Raw genomic sequence first — 18,915 nt, 5'->3', positions numbered from 1 at the left:
ACCGACCCCCAAAGACGAAAGTTTCGATCTATGCACGACCCCCTTGGGTTGTCGATCGGGAACACGAACCTGGTCGCTGCGCGTAAAGACTGCCCGCCGGTAGCGCGGCGGGCCGTGTTGACGCTGTATCCGCACTGCGCTCCGAAAGTTGGTGTGCTGGCGCCGAATTCGCTGGTGTCCGAACCCGGCGTGCTGATGAGCGGATTCGTCCAGCGCGTCGGCGACTCGGTGGCGCTGGTGTCCAGCGACGGCGCGGCGCACGACCCCGACCTGTTGCTCGTGGAGGCGCTGGACGCGATGGTGCTCGCCGCCGGCGCGGACGCGGCCTCCTCGGAGATCTCGATCGCGGTCCCCGCCTACTGGAAGCCGGGCACGGTGCAGGCGCTGCGGAACGGGTTGCGGACCCACCTGGGATTCGTCCGCAGCGGCATGGCGCCACGCCTGGTGTCCGACGCCATCACGTCCCTGACGGCGGCGAACGCGGAATTATGCCTTGCCGCAACGGGTGTGGTCGGAGTGCTCGATTTCGGCGGCACCGGCACGTCCGCGACCCTGGTGAGCCTGGCGGGAGACTTCGAACTCGTAAGCCCCACAATGCGTTACACCGAGTTCTCGGGTGATGATATCGACCACGCGGTGATGCTGCGCGTGTTCGAGGAGCTCGGCCGCGGCAGCGGCATCGACCCGGCCGCCACCGCGGCGGTCGGTCAGCTCGTCGAGCTCAGGGACAACTGCCGCGCGGCCAAAGAGCGGTTGTCCACCGAAACGGCCACCGAAGTGGTCGCCGAGCTCGGCGGGCGCAGCTGCAGCATGAAGCTGACGCGCGACGAGCTGGGGGACCTGATCCAGGACCGGCTCAGTGGCCTCATCTGCGCGCTCGACGAGATGCTGGCCCGCAACCACAGAAGCTGGGCCGACCTGTCGGCGGTGGTGACCGTGGGTGGTGGGGCCAGCATTCCGCTTGTCACCGAACGTCTTTCGGTGCACACCCGCCGTCCGGTGGTGACCCCGTCGCAACCCGGGTTCGCCGCGGCGGCCGGCGCCCTGCTGCTGGCCTCCCGCGGCGAGGATCAGGACCTCCGCACCCGCACGTCCGTCGGCCTGCTCACCGCGGCGTCGGCCGCCGGCGACGTCGTCGACCTGGGCGCCGGAGACGTGCTGGTGATCGACGACGAGGCGCTGACCGATCGCGAATTGGCTTGGTCGCAAACCGAATATCCGGTCGATGTACGGGTGCCGTTCGTCGGCGACGCCTGGGACGGGGACGGCCCGTCGGGCTGGTCGATGCGGCTCAACGTCATCGACCAGCCCCGGCAACGGCCACGGGGGCGCCTCCGCGTGTCGCAGTTGCTCATCGGGATGTGCGCGTTGGTCGCCATGACGGCGATCGGCGGCGTGGCCTACACCCTGACGGGCATCGAGCACCGCCAGGCCCCGCCGGCCCCAAGCGTCGCACCGGTGCCCCCGGCGAGCCCGGTGCTGCCCAGCCGAATCGTCCCACCCCCCACGGCCGTGCCGCCGCCGCCCAGCCCCCCGCCGGTGCTCAACCCCGCGCCGCCGCCCAGCGTCGCCCCGGAACCCAGCCCGCCGGAGCCACCGCCGCCGCCGCCACCGCCGCCCCCGCCGCCGCCACCGCCCCCGGTGGTGGTGACCACGCCGCCGCCCCCGGTAATCACCACGAGGCGGCCCCCGCCGCCGCCGTCGACGACGCAGCCGCCGGTCACGACGGCGATGACGACGACACCGCCCCCACCGCCGGAGACGACGACACCGCCCCCGCCGCCGACCACCCCGACGACCACGGTGCCAATGACCACGGAGTGGATCCACGTCCCGCTGCTGCCGGTGCCGATCCCGGTCCCGGTGCCGGCCAACCAGGTCCCACAGGCGCCGGCGACCCCCCAGTACCCGCAATATCCGCAGTACCCGCAGTACCCGCAGTACCCGCAGTATTCGCAGTACCCGGACGGCTCCCAGAATCCGTACCTGGGACCGGGCTACTAGCGCCGTAACGCAGCTCACAGCGTTCTCCCAGGCTTGGCCGGCCGTACGCAGGTAGCGTGGTGTCACCCAGTCGGGCGGGGTCTTTGTTCTGCTGCCCTCTTGACCGAGGGCACGAGGGCCTGGGAGGCGCAAAGTGGACATCGTGCTCGGAGTGTCGATGGCTCCGACAACGGTCCGCCTGGTGGTCATCGAGGGTCCGGATGCCGATGGCGTCACGGTCGAACAGGACCAGTTCGAAGTCGCCGGCGCGGACTACGGGGCCTCCGGTGCGGCCGCGCAGGTGATCGCCGCGATCAGAGGCACGTGGGAAGGCGCCGTCGCGGGCGGCTGCCAGCTGGTGTCGACCGGGGTGACGTGGACGGACCACGGCCACGTCGCCGCGCTGCGGGATGCGATCGCCGCGCACGACGTCGGCAGCGTCATGCTGGTCTCCCCGCTGCTGGCCGCGGCGGCACTGGCGCAGACGGTGGGCCACGCGATCGGCTACGAGCGGATCGCGATGCTGTTCGTCGAGACCGGCAGCGCGACGCTGGCCGTCGTCGACGTGGCCGACGGATCGATCGTCGACTTGCACCGCCGGCAGCTGGTGAACGCCTCGACCGGCGCGCAGGGCGCCGTCGCTGCCGAGCTGGCGGCCATGGTCGCCGGCCTCGAAGCTCGGGGGTCGCGGGCCGACGGCGTGTTCCTCATCGGCTGCGGGACGGACATCGTCTCGATCAAACCCGTGCTGGAGGGGGCCACGTCGCTGGAGATCACGGCGCCCGAGGAGCCGGACATGGCGCTGGCGCGTGGGGCCGCACTGGCGTCGGCCAGCGCGCCGCTGTTCGCGGCGTCCACGGCCGCCCTCGCCTACGCGCTGGATCCCGGAACCGGGGAGCTGAGTCCCCGGGCGTTCAGCCCGGCCTATCTGGACGTCTCCGGCAACGCCGAGGTGGGCCACGACGCACTGGCCTACAGCGCCGTCGAGGACGATGACGAGGACGACCACACCCCCCGCCGGCGCAGGCCGTTCGTGCTGGCCGGCAGCGCGCTGGCCGCGCTGTCGGTCGCGGGCGCGGCGGCGCTCGTGGTCTCGCTGAGTTCCGACCAGTCGGCGGTGGGGCACATTCCGCGTGCCCGCGTCGCGACCCCGGCCCAGCAGCTGCCGGCGCGCGCGCCGAGCGCGCCGCCGCAGGCGCAGGTGCCTGTTCCCGCTCCGCCCCCGCCGGCGCCCACGGCCGTGGTCGCGGCCCCCGCCCCACCGCCGGCCGCCGAAGTCCCCGCCAACCCGCCGAGCCCGGCGCCCGCCGCGCCGGTGCATCGCGCTCCGCCGCGGCGGGTGCCGGAGCGCGTCTCCACCCCGGTCGAGGAGGCGGCGCCCGCGCCGGCCGCCCCGGCCCCGCCGCCGCCCGCGGCGGTCCCCGCACCACCCCCGGCCGCCCCGGCGCAGCCCGCGCGGCCGCCGCTGACGATGTACCTGCACTTCCCGTTCGTCACGGTGCCGATCCCGATCAACCCGCCCGCGCCCCCACCGCCGCCGCCGGCGGGGTGAGGCGCTCGCCAACGGTCGGCACTGAGCGCACACTGGGCAGTGAGGCACGGCTGTAAGGGAGGCCCGCGTGGGCGAGCATGGAGCGTTCGGATTCGATCCCGAAGAGTTCGATCGGGTGATCAGAGAAGGCAGCGAGGGGCTGCGCCAGGTGTTCGAGCGCATCGGCGAGTTCGTGGGCGCTCCCGGCGCCCGCACCGGCTGGTCGTTCTTCGAAGACCTGTCGCGGCGGCCCCGGTCCCAGCCGGAGACCGCCGGTGAGGCCGGCGACGGCGTGTGGGCCATCTACACGGTGGACGACGAGGGCGGGGCCCACGTCGAGCAGGTGCACGCGACCGAACTGGACGCGCTGCGGGCCAACAAGAACAACGTCGACCCAAGGCGCAAGGTCCGCTTCCTGCCGTACGGCATCGCGGTCGGAGTGCTCGACGACGAGTCCGGCGCGGTTGCAGACGAGGGGCCTGACGGTCAGCCCTGCTGAATCACGTTCGAATCGCCGGAGTTGCTGATCGTCGGGGCGCCCGAGTGATACGTGATCCGGTTGTCGAACCCCGAGGCGTCGATGCTGTCGGCGGAGTCGACAGTGACGACGTTCTTGACGCCAGAGACGGTCAGGCTCGCGCAGTGGCCCGTCATGACCACCGAGTTGGAAACGCCGCTGACGCTGACGATGTTGGCGTTGCAGGCGATGGTGCGCTGTTCGTTGATGCCGGAGACGCTGACCCGCGCACCGGGGGCCGGGGCGGCTGACGTCGACGGGCCGCGGGGGACGGTGGCGGGCGACGTCGCGCGGCCGGGGACCGTCGGGGGGGATGCGATGGTCGACCGGACACCGGAAAGCTAATGTGCGGCCATGGCGGCGATGCCGCCCGCGAGCGCCAGGACTCCCACGACCAGCAACGTCCCCAGGATCCACCACATGCGATTGCCGGACGGGGGCTTCGGGGGCGGCCCGGGATACGGGCCGCCGTAGGTCCACGGCGCCGGCGGCGGTGGGCTCGGTGGACCGGCGGGATAGCCGCCCGGGCCTGAGCTGCCCAATTCGGACGCCCTCGCCGTCTCAGAGAGTGGACGCTCCAACTCCCGGATCCGGTCCTCCGGATCCTCGCTGCCGGTCATCCACCGAATATGCCATTTGCTGGGCCGTTTTCGGTAGTTTCTTGCATCGTGCCCGAGTTGCCGAACCGCCAGGTCCTCCTTCGCCGTCGCCCGACCGGGCTCGTCCGGCCCGGTGACACCGAGCTGGTCACCACGCCGGCCCCCGAGCCCGCGGAGGGCGAGGCGCTGCTTCGGACCACCTATGTCGGGATCGACGCCGCGGCCCGCACCTGGCTGGACGACCAGCCCGGGTATCTCCCGCCGGTGCGGCTCGGCGAGGTGATCCGCGCGGCCGGCATCGGGGAGGTCGTCGAGTCGCGGTGTGACGCCTACGTCGTCGGCGACGTCGTCACCACGCTGACCGGCTTCTCCGAGTACGCCATCATCCGCGACGACCTGTTCAGCACCCCGATCCCGGGCGAGAACGACCAACTGGCGATCATGTCGGTGTACGGGCCGACGGGCGCCACCGCGTACTTCGGCATGACCGACATCGGCCGGCCGCAGCCGGGGGAGACGGTGGTGGTCTCGGCGGCGGCCGGCGCCACCGGATCGGTGGCCGGGCAGATCGCCAAGATCGCCGGCGCCCGGGTGGTCGGCATCGCGGGCGGCCCGCAGAAGTGCCGGGCGGTGGTCGAGGACTTCGGCTTCGACGCCTGCATCGACTACAAGAACGACGACCTGGCCGCCGCCCTCAAACGCCACTGCCCGCAACGGGTCAACGTCTACTTCGACAACGTCGGCGGCCCGATCCTCGACGCGGTGCTGGGCCGCCTGGCCCCGCACGCGCGGGTGGTCCTGTGCGGCGTCATCTCGAGCTACCTGACCGGTGAGCATCCCGGCCCGGCCAACTACGTGAACCTGCTGTCCAAGACCGCGCTGATGCAGGGGTTCAATGCCCTGGACCAGTGGGGTCGGTTCGACGAGGCGTTTGCCGCGCTGCGTCAGTGGGAGGCGCAGGGGCGGCTCAACCACCGGCAGACCGTGTTCGAGGGCATCGAGTCGTGTGTCGATGCCCTCAACGGCCTGTTCACCGGCGTCAACATCGGCAAGACGCTGGTGAAGCTGAGCGAACCGAAGGTGCCCTGACCGCTCAGCTTTCGCCGAGGACGCGGTGCAGCGTCTTGGTGGCCTCGGTCAGGGTCTCAAGGACCTTGGTCCGGGTCTCGGCGAGCTGTTGCTTCTGCTCGTCGGTGCCCGTCCATGCGATGGTGCGTGCCAGGCCGCCGAGTTCGAACATCGCCCGGCGGATCTTGAAGGCGTCGCCGAACTTCGCCGCCCGCCCGAGGAAGGCATGCGCGGTCTCGCTGCTGACGCCGCGCCACGCCAGCATGTTGCGGCCCAGTTCGGTCAGGCTCGCCACACCGTCGTCGACGGTGACCATGCCCCGGCCGGCGAGCAGGCCGATGGCCAGCTCGGCCAGGTCGTGCGGCGGGTTGAACGCGCCGTCCGTTGCCTCGGTCACACGCTGCACGACCTGAGCGGCGTCGGCCGGGCCGTCGAGCAACATCGCGGCGGTGACGAAAGCCGCGCGTTTAAGGCCGGGGCGGCCGTGGCGGCCCATCGGCCCGAATCCCGGGCCGCCGAAACCGGGTCCCCCGAAACCGGGACCCGCCGAGCCTGGTCCGCCGAAACCGGGTCCGCCGAAACCGGGACCCCCGAACCCAGGGCCGCCGAAGCCAGAACCCCCGTAACCGGGTCCGCCGAAGCCGCCGAAGAATCCACCACCGAACATCGCTGTCTCCTTTCCCAGAGCATCAATCTTCTTGATACCACTGAACGCGGCGATGTCAACCAAATTGATGGTGACCGGCGGCTTTCCGCGGCGGTGCCGCCCGCGCTTCTTCGCGGCCTGGCAAACGTTTGACCAGGCCGCCGACCGCGTGGCGCGGGATGCACACCACCCCGGTGCGTGGTTTCATGAAACCGTTTGCAAAAGTTTCGTAGGGGTAGTGCGCCTGGTCTGGTGACCAGCTCTCACGATTGGTGGTTTGTGTATGGATCGTCGCAGCATGTTGTTGATGACGGGGGTCGGCATGCTGGGCGCTGCGATGCGTTTGCCGGAGGCCTGGGCGGCCCCGTCAGCGCCGGAGGCGCCGCCGTCGGCCACGGGCGGGCCCTACATCTTCGCCGACGAGTTCGACGGCCCGGCGGGCTCGGGTCCCGATCCGGCCAAGTGGACGGTGCAGACCTGGCAGGACGACGTGTTCCCGCCGGTCGCCGGCATCTACCGGGACGACCGCCGAAACGTCTTCCAGGACGGCAACTCCAACCTCGTCCTGTGCGCCACCCACGAGGGGGACGCCTACTACAGCGGCAAACTGCGCGGCAACTTCCGCAGCATGATCAACCAGACGTGGGAAGCGCGCATCAAGCTGGACTGCCTGTTCCCCGGTCTGTGGCCGTCGTTCTGGGCGGTCAACGAGGACCCGCTGCCCGACGGCGAGGTCGACATCTTCGAGTGGTACGGCAACGGCGACTGGCCGCCGGGAACCACCGTGCACGCGGCCTCCAACGGCAAGACCTGGGAAGGCAAGTCGATCCCGGGCATGGTGGACGGCAACTGGCACACCTGGCGAATGCATTGGGGCGAGGACGGTTTCCAGTTCTGGCGCGACTACGTCGACGGCGCCAAGCCGTACTTCAGCGTGCCCAACAAGCCGATCCCGGTGCACGGCAATCCCACCGACTTGCGCTGGCCGTTCAACAATCCCGGCTATTGGATGACCCCGATGTTCACCCTCGCGGTGGGTGGCGTCGGCGCCGGTGACCCCGCCGCGGGGACCTTCCCGGCGACCATGCTGATCGACTACCTGCGCATCTGGTGATTCCTCAGCGCACGGCCCTGATCACCTGAACCAGGTTGAACTGCCAGCGCTCGACCAGGCGGAAGCCGAGGTCGTGCGGCACCGCGAACGCCGGCGTCGCGCCGTAGCGGGGTCCGGGCGGCAGGGCCACCCCCTGCTCGTGCGCCGGCTCTGACTCGTCGGCCTGGGTGATGATCCAGACGACGGCGCACCGGCTCAACGGCTGTGCGACGACCTCCGGTATCAGGTTGGTGTCGAAGACGTCGTTGCGGTCGGTCGCCCGCTGCCACAGCGTGAGGTCGACGAGGTTGCGGTAGGCATCGGGACGCGCCGCCAGCAGCGGTCGCATGGGGGCGGGCATGAACGTCACGGTGTCGTTGACCAGCAGGCAGTCGCCCGGCGCGGCCTTCGCGGCGATCAGATCGGCCACCTGGCTGTAGTCCATGCCGTATTTGGCATACGGGTTGCGCTGTGCCCGAACGTAATTGGGTGCGGCGGCAACGGCGAGCAGGGCGACGAGGGCCGCCGCCACCCACGGTCTGGCGGCCAGCGCGCCGATGCACACGCCGAGCATCAGCGCCATGGCCGGTGCCGTGAAGGTCAGGTAGCGCGGCGTGTAGACCGGATGCACCAGCGCCGCGCAGGCGACGATCGCGACGGTCGGTATCACCAGCCACGCGACCGCCAGGGTCAGCAGCCGCCGGTCTCCCGGCGCCGGCATCCCGGATGTCGTGAGCCACCTGGCGACGGCGGTCACGACGAGCAGTGCTGACAGGACGGCGAAGGGCGGGCTGCGCTCGAAGTACTGCTGGACGACGACGTCCTCGATGGTCCGGTGACCGATCGGTGCGACCCACTTGATCTGGGGCGCCTGCCCGATGACCTTGACCACGAACGGCGTCACGGCGCCGACCGCCGCGAACGCCGTGACGGCCAGGCGCGCGAGGGTCGCGCGGGTGCGCCAGAAGGCGCACACGAAAGCGGCGTGCGCCACCAGCATCAGCGCGAGGTAGACGTCCAGCAGTATCGAGGCCGCCAGGGCGATGCCGTAGGACAGCCAGAGCCGGGCGGTGTCGCGGCGCTCGGTGTGCACGAACAGGACCGTCAACCACACGGCAGCCATCATCGATAGCGCGTATGGGCGGGCTTCGATGCCCGCCCACGTCGTCCGCGGCAGGATCGCGCAGACCACCCCCGCGGCCACCGCCACGGTGCGCGACGAGAACTGCTTGCCCAGCACCACGATCCCGGCCGCCGCGACCCCGACGGCCAGCCCACTGGGCACGCGCGACCAGAACTCCGTCGGTCCGAACAGACGGAACCAGCCGTGCATCACGAAGTAGTACAGGCCGTGGACCGCGTCGACGTTGCCCAGCATGTGCCACAGCTGGCTCAGCGAGCGGCTGTAGGCGGCCGACACGGTCGCGGCCTCGTCGTACCAGAACGACGGGCGACCGGCGCCGGCCAGGCTGACCACGGTGGCCAGCGCCGCAACGATCAACGGATCCAGGGCGCTCGCCGGCCGGTGACGCACGCCGCTATGTTGCCATTCGAACGTATGATCGACAGATGGGTGAGCTCGCATCCATCGGCTACAACGGCCAGCCCGTCCGCAGCCCGTTCCGGGTGGTGCGTCCCCCGATCACGGTGCTGGTGGACCTGACCATGCTGTTCCCGCGTGAGCCGCACCGATCCGGCCGGTACCAGCCCAACGGCCTGCAGTTGCACAAGGTCGTCGAGGGCCGGCTGAGCTGCTGGGGCATCTGCGAGCAGGGCGACTGGTGGGGACTGGTCACCTACGCCGTGGCCTACGGCGCCAAGCGCCGGACGGTGACGCACTGGGTGCCGGCCTGGACGTTACGCCGAAAGGGCTAGCCATTGATGCGATGATGCTGCCCGTGGACGCAAGTTGGGGCCCGTTGCTGACCAAGCTCGTCGCGCTGGCACTGGTCATCGCGCTCTCGCCCATCACGGTGATTCCCGCCGTGCTGGTGCTGCACGCGCCCCGGCCACGGCCGACGGCGCTGGCCTTCCTCGGCGGCTGGCTGCTCGGCCTGGTCGTCCTGACGACGGCGTTCGTCGCGGGCTCCGACCTGCTCGGCGATCTGAACAAGACGCCGCCCGCGTGGGCGTCCTGGCTGCGGGTGGCGATGGGGTGCGCCCTGATCGCGCTGGGCGCCTACCACTGGTTCACCCGGCACCGCCACGGCAGCATGCCGCGCTGGATGCGGTCGTTCTCCACGCTGGCCCCCGTGCGGGCCGGGCTGACCGGCGCGGTGCTGACGGTGATCCGGCCCGAGGTGCTGATCCTATGCGCGGCGGCCGGTCTGGGAATCGGTGGCAGCCGGCTGGGAATCGGGGGCCTGGTGCTGGCCGGCGCGTTCTTCGTCGTCGTGTCCGCGTCGACGGTGGCCGTCCCGATCCTGAGCTATGTCGCGGCCGGCGATCGCCTGGACGACACCTTGGAGCGCCTCAAGGCCTGGATGGAGGAGAACCACGCCGCGATGCTGGCGGTGATCCTGGTCCTGATCGGTTTGATGGTGCTCTACAACGGGATTCACGCGCTGTAGATTGCTGCCCATGGCAGGTAGCTGGGGCACGGTGCTCACGGGGCTCGTCCCGCTCGGGCTGGTCATCTCCCTTTCTCCGATCACGGTCATCCCCGCCGTGCTGGTCCTGCAGGCGCCGCGGCCGCGGCCGAGTAGCCTGGCGTTCCTCGGGGGCTGGCTTCTGGGCCTGGCCGCGCTGACCGCGCTGTCGGTCGCCGCCTCCGGGCTGCTCGGCGGCCTGGACAAGTCACCGCCGAGGTGGTCGTCGTGGCTGCGCGTGATCCTGGGATCGGCGCTGATCGCCTACGGCATCTACAAGTGGCTCACGCGGCGCGGCAATGCCGAGTCGCCCGCTTGGATGCGGTCGTTCGCCACCATCACCCCGACCCGCGCGGGGCTCACCGGGGCCGCGCTGGCCGCGGTGCGGCCGGACGTGGCGCTCATCTGCGTCCCGGCCGGGTTGGGCATCGGGACCAGCGGGCTCGGCCTGGTCGGTGACTGGGTGGCCGCCGCATTCTTTGTCGCCATCGCGGCCTCCAGCGTCGCGATCCCGGTACTGGCCTACGCGGCGGCCGGGCACCGGCTTGACGACACGCTGAGGCGGCTCAAAGACTGGATGGACAAGAACAACTCCGCGCTGCTGGCGGTGGTTCTCGTGGTGATCGGGGCGATGGTGCTCTACCACGGGATTCACGCCCTGTAGCCGCCGTCGGACAGGCCCGCGTCTGCCTCCAGCCGGTTGATCTTCCGAAACACCAACTCCCGCAACAGCTCCCAGGCGTAGGCTCCGATCATGCCCGCGTAGCCCCTCGCCGCCCACTGCCGGCAGTGGCGCTCCTCGTGATGCAGTACCCGATCCAGGCCCAGGTTGTGCCAGGCGTGACCCGATGACACGAGTCGGCGCAGCCGCTCGGCGGGGTCGCTGACCCGGCCGGTGTTCACCATGAAGATGTCGCCCCAGGTGGTGCCGCCGCGCCGGCTGAACTGCCGCTGGATCACGTTGCCGCCGGTGCCCATCAACATCCCGTTGGGCGTGGTGACCAGGCGGGCGCCGTTGCGGTGGACGAACCTGACGTCGCGGCTGTAGCTCCAGCGGTTTGCGTGCTGCCGCTTGATGATTCGCGCCACCTCGGCGGGACCGTAGGGGGTCGGGGGGAAGTCGGTCGGGCCGGACTTGCCGTAACCCGTGCCCGCGTTGAGGACGTACGTCAGCAGCGCCGCGGCGCGGGCGTCGTCCCCACCGGCGCCCGGCGGGAGCAGGAAGAAGGACTTGCCGTCGGGATCTTTGATCTCCTCCATGCCGTCGAGCACGCGAAAGCTCTCGAGGGTGACGTGGTGCCGCCGGGCGATCTCGTCCACGACATCCTCGGCCACGCCCTGACGTTCGGCGTTGCGGAGCCACTTCTGGTGGTGGCCGGGGGCCTGGTTGAGATTTGCCATTGGGCAACACATTAGGGTGGATGCGATGAACAAACTGCCCAGGCGACGCGCGCGCGGCATCAAGCAGGTCACCCGGGGGCTGGGCACGCTGGATCGGGAACTGTTCGACGCGATCGCCGAGACTCCCACCCCGCTGCTCGACACGGTGATGCCGCCCCTGACCCGCGCCGCCGACCATTCCAAGCTCTGGTTCGCCATCGCCGCCGGCCTGCTGGCCGCGGGGAGCCCCGGCGCGCAGCGCGGCGCGGTTCGCGGCGTGGCGACGCTGGGCGTCACCAGCCTGCTGACCAACCAGGTCGCCAAGCGGACGCGCCGTCGCCCGCGCCCCCCTTACGATTCGGTGCCCGTGGTGAGGCGCGTGCGCCGCCGTCCGAAATCGAACTCGTGGCCCTCGGGGCACTCCGCCAGCGCCGCCGCCTTCGCCGTCGGGGTGGGGCTGGAGAACGCGCCGGTGGGCTTCGGGCTCGCGCTGCTGGCGGGCCTGGTCGGGTTGTCTCGCGTGGCAACCGGTGCGCATTATCCCGGCGACGTGTTGGCCGGGTTCGGCATCGGGGCGGGGATCGCGGTCCTCGGCGGGCGCCTGGTGCCGCCGATCCCCGACACGACGCTGCCCGGAACCGAACCCTTGCGCATCGCGGCGCCGGAACGGCCCGACGGTTCGGGCGTGGTTCTGGTCATCAATCCGGAATCGGGCGGCGGTACGGGCGCCCGCGTCGTCGACGAAGTGCGAAAAGCATTGCCGAAAGCGGATATTCGTGAGCTGGACCCCGACGACGACCCGGCGCAGGTCCTGCGTGATGTCGCGGAGCGCGCGGAGGTCCTGGCGGTCGGCGGCGGAGACGGCACCGTGGCGACGGCGGCGGCCGTGGCAGTCGAGGCGGGTCGGCCGCTTGCGGTGTTTCCCGCCGGCACGCTCAACCACTTCGCCAAGGACATCGGTTGTGGCACCGTCGACAAGACCGTCGAGGCGATCCGCACCGGGAGCGCGGCGTGCGTTGACGTGTTGCGCCTCAACGGGAAGCAGGTGATCCTCAATACCGCCAGCATCGGCGCCTACCCGACATTCGTCGCGCAGCGCGAGAAGCTGGAGAAGCGCATCGGCAAGCCGCTGGCCGGCCTCTACGCGATGCTGCACACGCTGCGCACGGACGAACCCGTCCGCATCCAATACGACAACAAGACCCTGCTGACGTCGCTGTTCTTCGTCGGAAACTGTCTGTATCTGCCGACGGGCTTCGCTCCGTCACGGCGCACCCGGATGGACGACGGCCTGATCGACGTCCGCATGCTCGAGGCCGGCAGGCGCTGGGCCAAGACGCGTATCGTGACGGCCCTGGCCTTCGGCCGACTCGAGCGCAGCCCGCTCTATCACGAGCTGCACGTGCCGGAATTCAGCTTCCACGCCGTCGACGGCCCGACGGAGATCGCCCGCGACGGCGAGGTCGGCGATGCATGCCAGAAGGCGGCTTTCACGACGCAATACCGAGCCTTGCAGGTCTTTCGCCCACTTCCCGCCGACTAGGGGCCGCCCTCGGTGAGGTCACGCACCTGCGCATAGCGTTGCGCCACTTCGGGTGTTGGGTCCGTGTTGTATTCGCGGCTTTCGGTTGGAGCCCAGGCCGGCGGTAGCGCCGAGCCGCTCAGCGCCCACGCCGCCTGCCGGGCCGCGCCCCGCGCGACGTACTCCGCCGGGGCGGGCGCCAGCACCGGCATCCCGAACACCGCAGGCGCGATCCGCCGCAACGCCCGCGATTGGGCGCCGCCGCCGATCAGCAGTATCCGGCGCGCGACGACGCCGCACGAGGTCAGCTGTGCGAGACCGTCGGCCAGCGCGCACAGCAGGCCCTCCACGGCCGCCCTGGCCAGGTTGGCCGGCGTCGCGTTGGCCACCCGCAGGCCGTGCAGTGCCCCGGAGGCGTTGGGACGGTTGGGGGTTCGCTCGCCATCGAGGTACGGCACCAGGACCAGTCCCGCGCTGCCCGGCGGGGCGGAGAGTGCGAGCCCGGACAGCTCGTCGTGGCCAACCCGCAGCATCGCCGCGGCGGCATCCAGTACCCGCGCGCCGTTGAGGGTGCACACCAGCGGCAGGTGGTGGCCCGTGCCGTCGGCGAATCCCGCGACCAATCCCGAATGGTCGCGGACCGGGTCGTCGGTGACGGCGGCCACCACGCCCGAAGTCCCGACCGAGACGATCACATCGCCCTGCTGTGCGTCGAGGCCGAGGGCCGCGGCGGCGTTGTCCCCGAGCCCGGCCCCGAACAGCTGTGCGCCACCGCGTGTTTGACCCGATGGGCCCAGCACCGTGGGTAACTCTGGACGGCGGCCGCGCAGGGCGAGTTCCACGAGGTCGGCACGGTAGCCGCCGGCGGCGGCGTCGTAATAGCCGGTGCCGCTGGCGTCGCTGCGGTCGGTGGTCAGCGTCGCGATGTCGGTCTCGCCGCGCAGCCGCCACGTCAGCCAGTCGTGTGGCAGGCAGACGGCGGCCGTGCGGTCGGCGCGGTCCGGCTCGTGGTCGGCCAGCCAGCGCAGCTTGGCCACCGTGATGGCGGCCAGCGGCACGACACCGACGGCCCGCGCCCACGCCTGCGCGCCGCCGAGTTCACCGACGAGGGTCCGGGCCGCGTCGGCCGAGCGCACGTCGTTCCACAACAGCGCGGGCCGCACCACGTGACCGGCCGCGTCGAGGCACACCATGCCGTGCTGCTGCGCGGCGACGGAGACCGCGTCGACATCGTCGAGGCCGCCCGCGGCCGCGATCGCCTCCAGCGCGGCCGATTCCCATGCCGCGGGATCGATTTCGGTGCCTTCGGGGTGGGCGGCCCGGCCCTCGCGGACCACCCGGCCGGTGGCGGCGTCGCAGACCCTCACCTTGCAGGATTGCGTCGACGAGTCGATGCCGGCGACCAGGGTCATGTCTCGATCATCGCCCACAACGTCGCGCGGGTACCGGGATGCCGGGGTCGCCCGAGCCGCCTACGCTCAGCTTCATCCCGGCTCAACGCGGCCGACGGCTACGCGGTGGGGCAGAGATCGCGCATCGTGTAGATGACGACGTCGGCGGCCTGCCGGCCGTTGATGCCGCCGGTCCCCTGGTCGGCGTCCGAGCGTTGGATCGCCAGGCCCTCGAGCTGTTGCGGAGAGGCGCCCCACGACAGCTGCTGGCACAGGTCCCTGCCCATCTGCAACAGCTCCGGGTCGCCGCCGTTGACGGCGTGGATGCCGGCGCTGTGCATGTCGTTGAGGAACGAGGCGTCGTCGGCGCCCGCCGGACCGGCCAGGATGACCCCGGCCGCCAGAAGTGAGCCCCCCAACAGCCCGGTGCGCAAAAGCCGCCCGCAGGTTCCGTGTGCCGCCATAGTTCTTCTCCTTCGACTGGTGAACGCCCGCCTCTGGACGCCGCACCCTATATCAAAGCGCCCGGGAGAACGCCGCGCAGCAACTATTTTTCAGCGGAGCCTCACCGGTAAGCGAGCCGCAGCCGTTCCAGGCGTCGCACCAGCAGGCTGGGCAGCCAGGCTCCCACCTCGGTGGCGGTGATGTTCGTCGTACGTTCGAGGAGCAGGCCCAGCACGATGGTCGCCTCCAGGCGGGCGAGCGCGGCTCCGACACAGAAGTGGATGCCCTTCCCAAAGGTGATGTGTCCCTTGCCCGCCGGCCTGTCGAGCAGAAACCGCTGCGGATCGTCGAAGTGCGACGGATCCCGATTGGCCGCTCCCCACAGCAGCAACAGTCGCGAGCCGGCCGGCAATTCGACGCCGCACAATTCGGTGTCGTTGACGACGTGCCGGTAGTGCCCGCGGAAGGGCGGCTCGTAGCGCAGCACCTCCTCGAGAAACGGCCCGAGCAGTTCGGGGTGGTCGCGCAGCTGGTGCTGAATCTCGGGCTGGGTCGCCAGAACCCAAGCCGCCGAACCGATCAGGCTGGCCGTGGACTCGCCGCCCGCACTGAAGAGCGTGATCATCATGGCCAGCGCGGGCAGGTCGTCGAGCCGGCCCGAGGCGCAGGCGGTGGCGAGGTCACCCAGCAGATTGTCCCCGGGGTCGCTCACCGCGCGCTGGAACTGCTCGGCGATGTAGCCGCCGAGCTCCATCACCGCGACACCGGCCGCATCCAGCTGGGCTTGGGTCACCAGACCTTCGACCACCTGGGTGGCGGCATAACCCCACCGGATGAGCTTGTCGACGTGGGCGTCGGGCACGCCGATGATCCTCCCGACGATCATCATGGGCAGCCGATTGGCCATCGCACCCATCCATTCGATGCGCCCGGCCTCGGCCTGGTCGTCCCAGATGCGGGCGGCGGTGTCGGCGATGAACGGTTCGAAGCCGCGGATGCGCTTGGCTGCCAGTTGCGGCAGCAGCATCTTGCGGTGAAACGAATGTGCCGGTTCGTCGGCGGTCGCCAACGCCTGGGTGGGTCCACCGAGCTCTCCGACCTGGAACGTGGTGACCGCGCCGCCGGGTTGATACATCATGGTCGCAGTCAGGTTCGACGAGAAGTCCGCGCAGCGCGCGACCGCCTCGTTGACGGCGTCCCAACTGCTCACCGCGTAGAAGCCCGACTCCCCGATGCGGTGGACGTGCCCGCTCTGGTGCATCTGCTCGTACAACGGGTGGGGGTCCTGGATGAACCGATCGTCGAACAGCGCGAGGCCGAGGCCACCATCTAGCGACGTCATTTCTCCACGCTGAGCGGCGAAGACGTGTCGCGTCAACCGACTCCGGCAAAGTTGCAAAACGCTGCGCCCGCCTCGCGGAGCGGCGGTCTCAACGACGGCCGGCAACCTGCGCGAATGCTGGAACGTCTGGCGCATTGTGTCTCAGGGTTGAGAAGATGGAAGTCCGACTACTCACGGGGGTGCACACCGTTGGTTCGAGACGACTGGGTGGTGGGTGGCGACCGCCGCGCGGCGGCAGCCGATCGCATCTACGCCGCCGCAACCGACCTCGTGGTGCACGAGGGCCTGGACGCCTTCGACATCGACACCCTGGCCGCGCGCGTGCACTGTTCGCGCGCAACCATCTACCGCTACGCCGGCGGCAAGGCCCAGATCCGGGACGCGGTGCTGATCCGCCTGTCGGCGGGGATCATCGAGAAGGTCCGCCGGGCCGTCGACGGCCTCACGGGCCCCGAGCGGGTCATCAACGCGGTCACCGTGGCGCTCCGGGAGATACGGTCGGACCCGCTGCGGCGGCTGATGCCCGGCCCGGGCAACGCCCCGGATCTGGGTGAACTGCACGCCTCGCCGGTCCTGCGGCATCTCGCCGCCGAGCTCACCGGAATCACCGACGACGATCCGCAAGCGGCGCAGTGGATCGTGCGCGTGGTGCTGTCGCTGGCGTACTGGCCCGTCGCCGACGACCGTGACGAGGACGAGGTGCTGCGGCGTTTTCTGGCGCCCGCGTTCACGTAGTGACCGGCCGCGTCGGCTCGGTCGGGCTGTCACGGCTCACCTAGTGGTGGCCGCCGCCGCCACTCTCAGCGCCGCCGCCCGAACTGCTGCCGCCGCCCGAGCTGCTGCCGCCGGCGCTGCTGCTGCTGCCGCCGCCGGAGCTCACGCCACCGCCCGAACTGGCTCCGCCGCTTGACGTCTCGCCGCCGCCGACGTGGCTCCCTCCACCGGAATCGGCGCCGCCACCGATCGGCCCACCGCCACCTCGTGTTTCGCCCCCGCCGGCCGGCCCGGTGTCGGCGGGTGGCGCGCCGCCGCCGGCGTGGCTCCCTCCACCGGCGTCAGCGCCTCCGCCGAGCGGCCCGCCGCCATGTGTCCCGTCCCCCTCCGGCGGCGTGCCGCCGGGAGTGCCGTGGCTCACACCGGGGCTGTTAGCCGGTCCGTTGCCTCCCTTTCCGCCGCCGTCGGAATTGCCGGGGTGCCCGTCGCCGGGATTGGTTCCCGGTCCTTGGTCGGGCGGCGTTCGGCGCGGCGGCGGCGGTGGAACGTGGACGGGCGGTGGCGCCGCCGGCGGTGACGGGTGCGGCGGTAGGACCACGGGCGGGCTCACCGGCGGATAGGGCCGACGAACCGGCGGCACGGGCGGTTGCGCTACCGGCGGGATGACGATCGGAGCCGGAGGGGGAGGCGCCGCGGGGGCTATCGGCGGCAGCACCACCGGAACGCGCGCGGGAACGGGCACCACCGGAACGCCCACGGGCGCCGGCGCCGCGGGCGCGGGCACCACGGGGGGCGGCGCGGCGGGAATCGGCGCGGCAGGCACCGCGGCTGCTGGCGGCGGCGCTGGTGCGGCGGCGGGCGCGCTCAACGGCTTGGGCGCAATCGCCTTGGTGGCAGCCACCGGGCCCGGCGCGGGCGCGAGCGCCTGCTCGACCGGGACGATGACGTTCTGCAGGGGCGCGGGCAGCATGCCGACCGTAGCGCGCAGGCCGACCCCGAAAGCCACCTCCAGCGCCAGCGCAGCACTGATTCCGGCCACCGCCACCGCACTGCCCAGCAGCAACACCCGTCGGCGCCGAGGTTCGCCCTTGTCTGCGGTATCGATGAGAACGGTTGGGGCGCAGGCTTCGTCGTCGGCGACGGCGCTGTAGGCGAGGTCGTCGATGCCGAGTTCCGCATCGGTGACGCTCAGGTATTGCGGTAGCGCGCCCGTGCCGGCGTCATGTGCGTAAGCCAGCGCGACCGTCGACGACGTAAAGAGCGGCGCGCTCGCGGACGCCAGGGCCGCCCCGCGGGCCAGAGCCGTTTCGGGCTCCTCGGGCGTGCTCACCGCCAGCGACGTCACCCCCTCGAGGGCGGACTTGATCGCGGCGATGTTCACGCCGGAGCCGACCACGAGCAGTCCGCCAGGGCGCGTCGGCGACTCGTCGAGCCCCGCGATCATGTCGGTCAACTCCGCGGTGGCGTTCTCCGCCCGCCCGTAATTCAACTGTCGCGTCGAGACGTCGGCGACGGAGCCGTCGGACGTCTCGACAATGGCCAATGTCGCCTTGCCGGGCTCCACGAACAGCACCGCGGTGTCCTCGTAACCCATTGCTGCTCCGGTGAATTGCGTCAAAGCCGTCGCCGCAAGAAATCCGGACACGAGCATCACGTTCTCGACCTTGTGGGAGGCCAGCGCGTCGCGCAGTACGGCGGCCTCGCTCTCGTCGGCGCATGCCACCCCGATCGACGACAGCTCGAGGCCGGCTCCGGCGGCGTCGTCGCGAGTGCCGACGATGGCCGCGACCACTCGATCGGTGGTGCTGAAGGTGGGCGCGTCGTCGGCGTCGGCGGTGAACTCGCTCTCGTCTATCGTTGCGCCATCGGCGTTTTCGCCTTGCAGCAGCACCATGTGAACCGAATCTGGCGCCATCGAGACCCCGAGCACGATATCCATTACCCACGCCTCCGAACACGTTCGCAGCCGGCGAGCCGCAAACTGATCGTCGCCGGGAAACCTGTATGGGGATCCTGCTGAAGTTATGTGGGCGTTAAGAAGTTCAACCTGAACTCAGCGGCGCGTGCCGGGCGCGGCGGCCGAGCCAAGGTCTCGGC

16 protein-coding genes and 3 pseudogenes are annotated in these 18,915 nt (G+C 70.9%); 10 read left to right on the top strand and 9 right to left on the bottom strand.

Annotated features, from left to right (window positions below; all coding sequences use genetic code 11):
• Positions 1-30 precede the first annotated feature (30 nt).
• The 3 genes from G6N48_RS17230 (at position 31) to G6N48_RS17220 (ending at position 4,013) form a co-directional block, all read left to right on the top strand.
• A complete protein-coding gene (locus G6N48_RS17230) occupies positions 31-2,004 on the top strand; it encodes an Hsp70 family protein (protein ID WP_163670862.1) in 1,974 nt (657 codons plus the stop codon).
• 133 nt (positions 2,005-2,137) lie between these two features.
• Positions 2,138-3,535: a DUF7159 family protein gene (locus G6N48_RS17225; protein WP_163670860.1), complete on the top strand. Its 1,398-nt coding sequence runs from the start codon at positions 2,138-2,140 to the stop codon at positions 3,533-3,535.
• A 67-nt stretch (positions 3,536-3,602) separates the two neighbouring features.
• Positions 3,603-4,013 carry a hypothetical protein gene (locus G6N48_RS17220; protein WP_085271069.1) on the top strand — a complete coding sequence of 137 codons (411 nt, stop codon included), beginning with the start codon at positions 3,603-3,605 and terminating at the stop codon, positions 4,011-4,013.
• Here G6N48_RS17220 and G6N48_RS17215 read toward each other — a convergent pair.
• Positions 4,001-4,651: pseudogene (locus G6N48_RS17215) on the bottom strand (DUF3060 domain-containing protein). The gene G6N48_RS17220 and the pseudogene G6N48_RS17215 overlap by 13 nt on opposite strands.
• Positions 4,652-4,699: 48 nt before the next feature.
• Between G6N48_RS17215 and G6N48_RS17210 the strand changes: the two are divergent.
• Positions 4,700-5,719 carry an NADP-dependent oxidoreductase gene (locus G6N48_RS17210; RefSeq protein ID WP_085271068.1) on the top strand — a complete coding sequence of 340 codons (1,020 nt, stop codon included), beginning with the start codon at positions 4,700-4,702 and terminating at the stop codon, positions 5,717-5,719.
• A gap of 4 nt (positions 5,720-5,723) precedes the next feature.
• On the opposite strand, the pseudogene G6N48_RS28305 reads toward G6N48_RS17210, so the two are convergent.
• Positions 5,724-6,296, bottom strand: a pseudogene (locus tag G6N48_RS28305) (hypothetical protein); the annotation flags it as partial.
• Positions 6,247-6,351: pseudogene (locus G6N48_RS28970) on the bottom strand (hypothetical protein); the annotation flags it as partial. The pseudogenes G6N48_RS28305 and G6N48_RS28970, both read right to left, overlap by 50 nt.
• Positions 6,352-6,627: 276 nt before the next feature.
• Between G6N48_RS28970 and G6N48_RS17195 the strand changes: the two are divergent.
• Positions 6,628-7,458, top strand: coding sequence for a glycoside hydrolase family 16 protein (locus G6N48_RS17195; protein WP_085271066.1), 831 nt, complete (start codon positions 6,628-6,630; stop codon positions 7,456-7,458).
• 4 nt (positions 7,459-7,462) lie between these two features.
• On the opposite strand, the gene G6N48_RS17190 is transcribed toward G6N48_RS17195, so the two are convergent.
• Positions 7,463-9,022: a glycosyltransferase family 39 protein gene (locus G6N48_RS17190; protein ID WP_085271065.1), complete on the bottom strand. Its 1,560-nt coding sequence runs from the start codon at positions 9,020-9,022 to the stop codon at positions 7,463-7,465.
• Here G6N48_RS17190 and G6N48_RS17185 point away from each other — a divergent pair.
• The 3 genes from G6N48_RS17185 to G6N48_RS17175 are packed head-to-tail and all read left to right on the top strand — an operon-like array spanning position 9,007 to position 10,689.
• On the top strand, positions 9,007-9,312 hold the full coding sequence (locus G6N48_RS17185) for a hypothetical protein (RefSeq protein WP_085271072.1): 306 nt from the start codon (positions 9,007-9,009) through the stop codon (positions 9,310-9,312). The two genes, G6N48_RS17190 and G6N48_RS17185, sit on opposite strands and share 16 nt — an antisense overlap.
• Before the next feature lie 14 nt (positions 9,313-9,326).
• On the top strand, positions 9,327-10,007 hold the full coding sequence (locus G6N48_RS17180; RefSeq protein WP_085271071.1) for a GAP family protein: 681 nt from the start codon (positions 9,327-9,329) through the stop codon (positions 10,005-10,007).
• Positions 10,008-10,017: 10 nt separating this feature from the next.
• Positions 10,018-10,689, top strand: coding sequence for a GAP family protein (locus G6N48_RS17175; protein WP_085271070.1), 672 nt, complete (start codon positions 10,018-10,020; stop codon positions 10,687-10,689).
• On the opposite strand, the gene G6N48_RS17170 is transcribed toward G6N48_RS17175, so the two are convergent.
• Positions 10,677-11,426, bottom strand: a complete 750-nt coding sequence (locus tag G6N48_RS17170; protein WP_085271064.1) for a hypothetical protein — start codon at positions 11,424-11,426, stop codon at positions 10,677-10,679. The two genes, G6N48_RS17175 and G6N48_RS17170, sit on opposite strands and share 13 nt — an antisense overlap.
• A gap of 25 nt (positions 11,427-11,451) precedes the next feature.
• On the opposite strand from G6N48_RS17170, the gene G6N48_RS17165 reads away from it, so the two are divergent.
• A complete protein-coding gene (locus G6N48_RS17165; protein ID WP_085271063.1) occupies positions 11,452-12,948 on the top strand; it encodes a bifunctional phosphatase PAP2/diacylglycerol kinase family protein in 1,497 nt (498 codons plus the stop codon).
• On the opposite strand, the gene G6N48_RS17160 is transcribed toward G6N48_RS17165, so the two are convergent.
• The 3 genes from G6N48_RS17160 to G6N48_RS17150 form a co-directional block, all read right to left on the bottom strand.
• Positions 12,945-14,339: a xylulokinase gene (locus tag G6N48_RS17160; RefSeq protein WP_085271062.1), complete on the bottom strand. Its 1,395-nt coding sequence runs from the start codon at positions 14,337-14,339 to the stop codon at positions 12,945-12,947. The genes G6N48_RS17165 and G6N48_RS17160 overlap by 4 nt on opposite strands.
• Positions 14,340-14,437: 98 nt before the next feature.
• Complete coding sequence (locus G6N48_RS17155; protein WP_085271061.1) at positions 14,438-14,782, bottom strand: DUF732 domain-containing protein; 345 nt, start codon at positions 14,780-14,782, stop codon at positions 14,438-14,440.
• Between the two features lie 101 nt (positions 14,783-14,883).
• Positions 14,884-16,104, bottom strand: coding sequence for a cytochrome P450 (locus tag G6N48_RS17150; protein ID WP_085271060.1), 1,221 nt, complete (start codon positions 16,102-16,104; stop codon positions 14,884-14,886).
• A gap of 189 nt (positions 16,105-16,293) precedes the next feature.
• Between G6N48_RS17150 and G6N48_RS17145 the strand changes: the two genes are divergently transcribed.
• Positions 16,294-16,839, top strand: a complete 546-nt coding sequence (locus tag G6N48_RS17145) for a TetR/AcrR family transcriptional regulator (protein ID WP_085271059.1) — start codon at positions 16,294-16,296, stop codon at positions 16,837-16,839.
• A gap of 40 nt (positions 16,840-16,879) precedes the next feature.
• Here the strand turns inward: G6N48_RS17145 and G6N48_RS17140 are convergent, their stop codons facing one another.
• Positions 16,880-18,757 (bottom strand): DUF7159 family protein, encoded by a 1,878-nt coding sequence (locus G6N48_RS17140; RefSeq protein WP_085271058.1) that lies wholly within the window; start codon positions 18,755-18,757, stop codon positions 16,880-16,882.
• Positions 18,758-18,915: the final 158 nt, after the last annotated feature.

Origin of the sequence: Mycobacterium parmense (genome assembly GCF_010730575.1) — a bacterium.
GTDB classification, from domain to species: domain Bacteria; phylum Actinomycetota; class Actinomycetes; order Mycobacteriales; family Mycobacteriaceae; genus Mycobacterium; species Mycobacterium parmense.
Note: the sequence above shows the minus strand (reverse complement) of the source record. Positions and strands in the feature narration are given on the sequence as shown.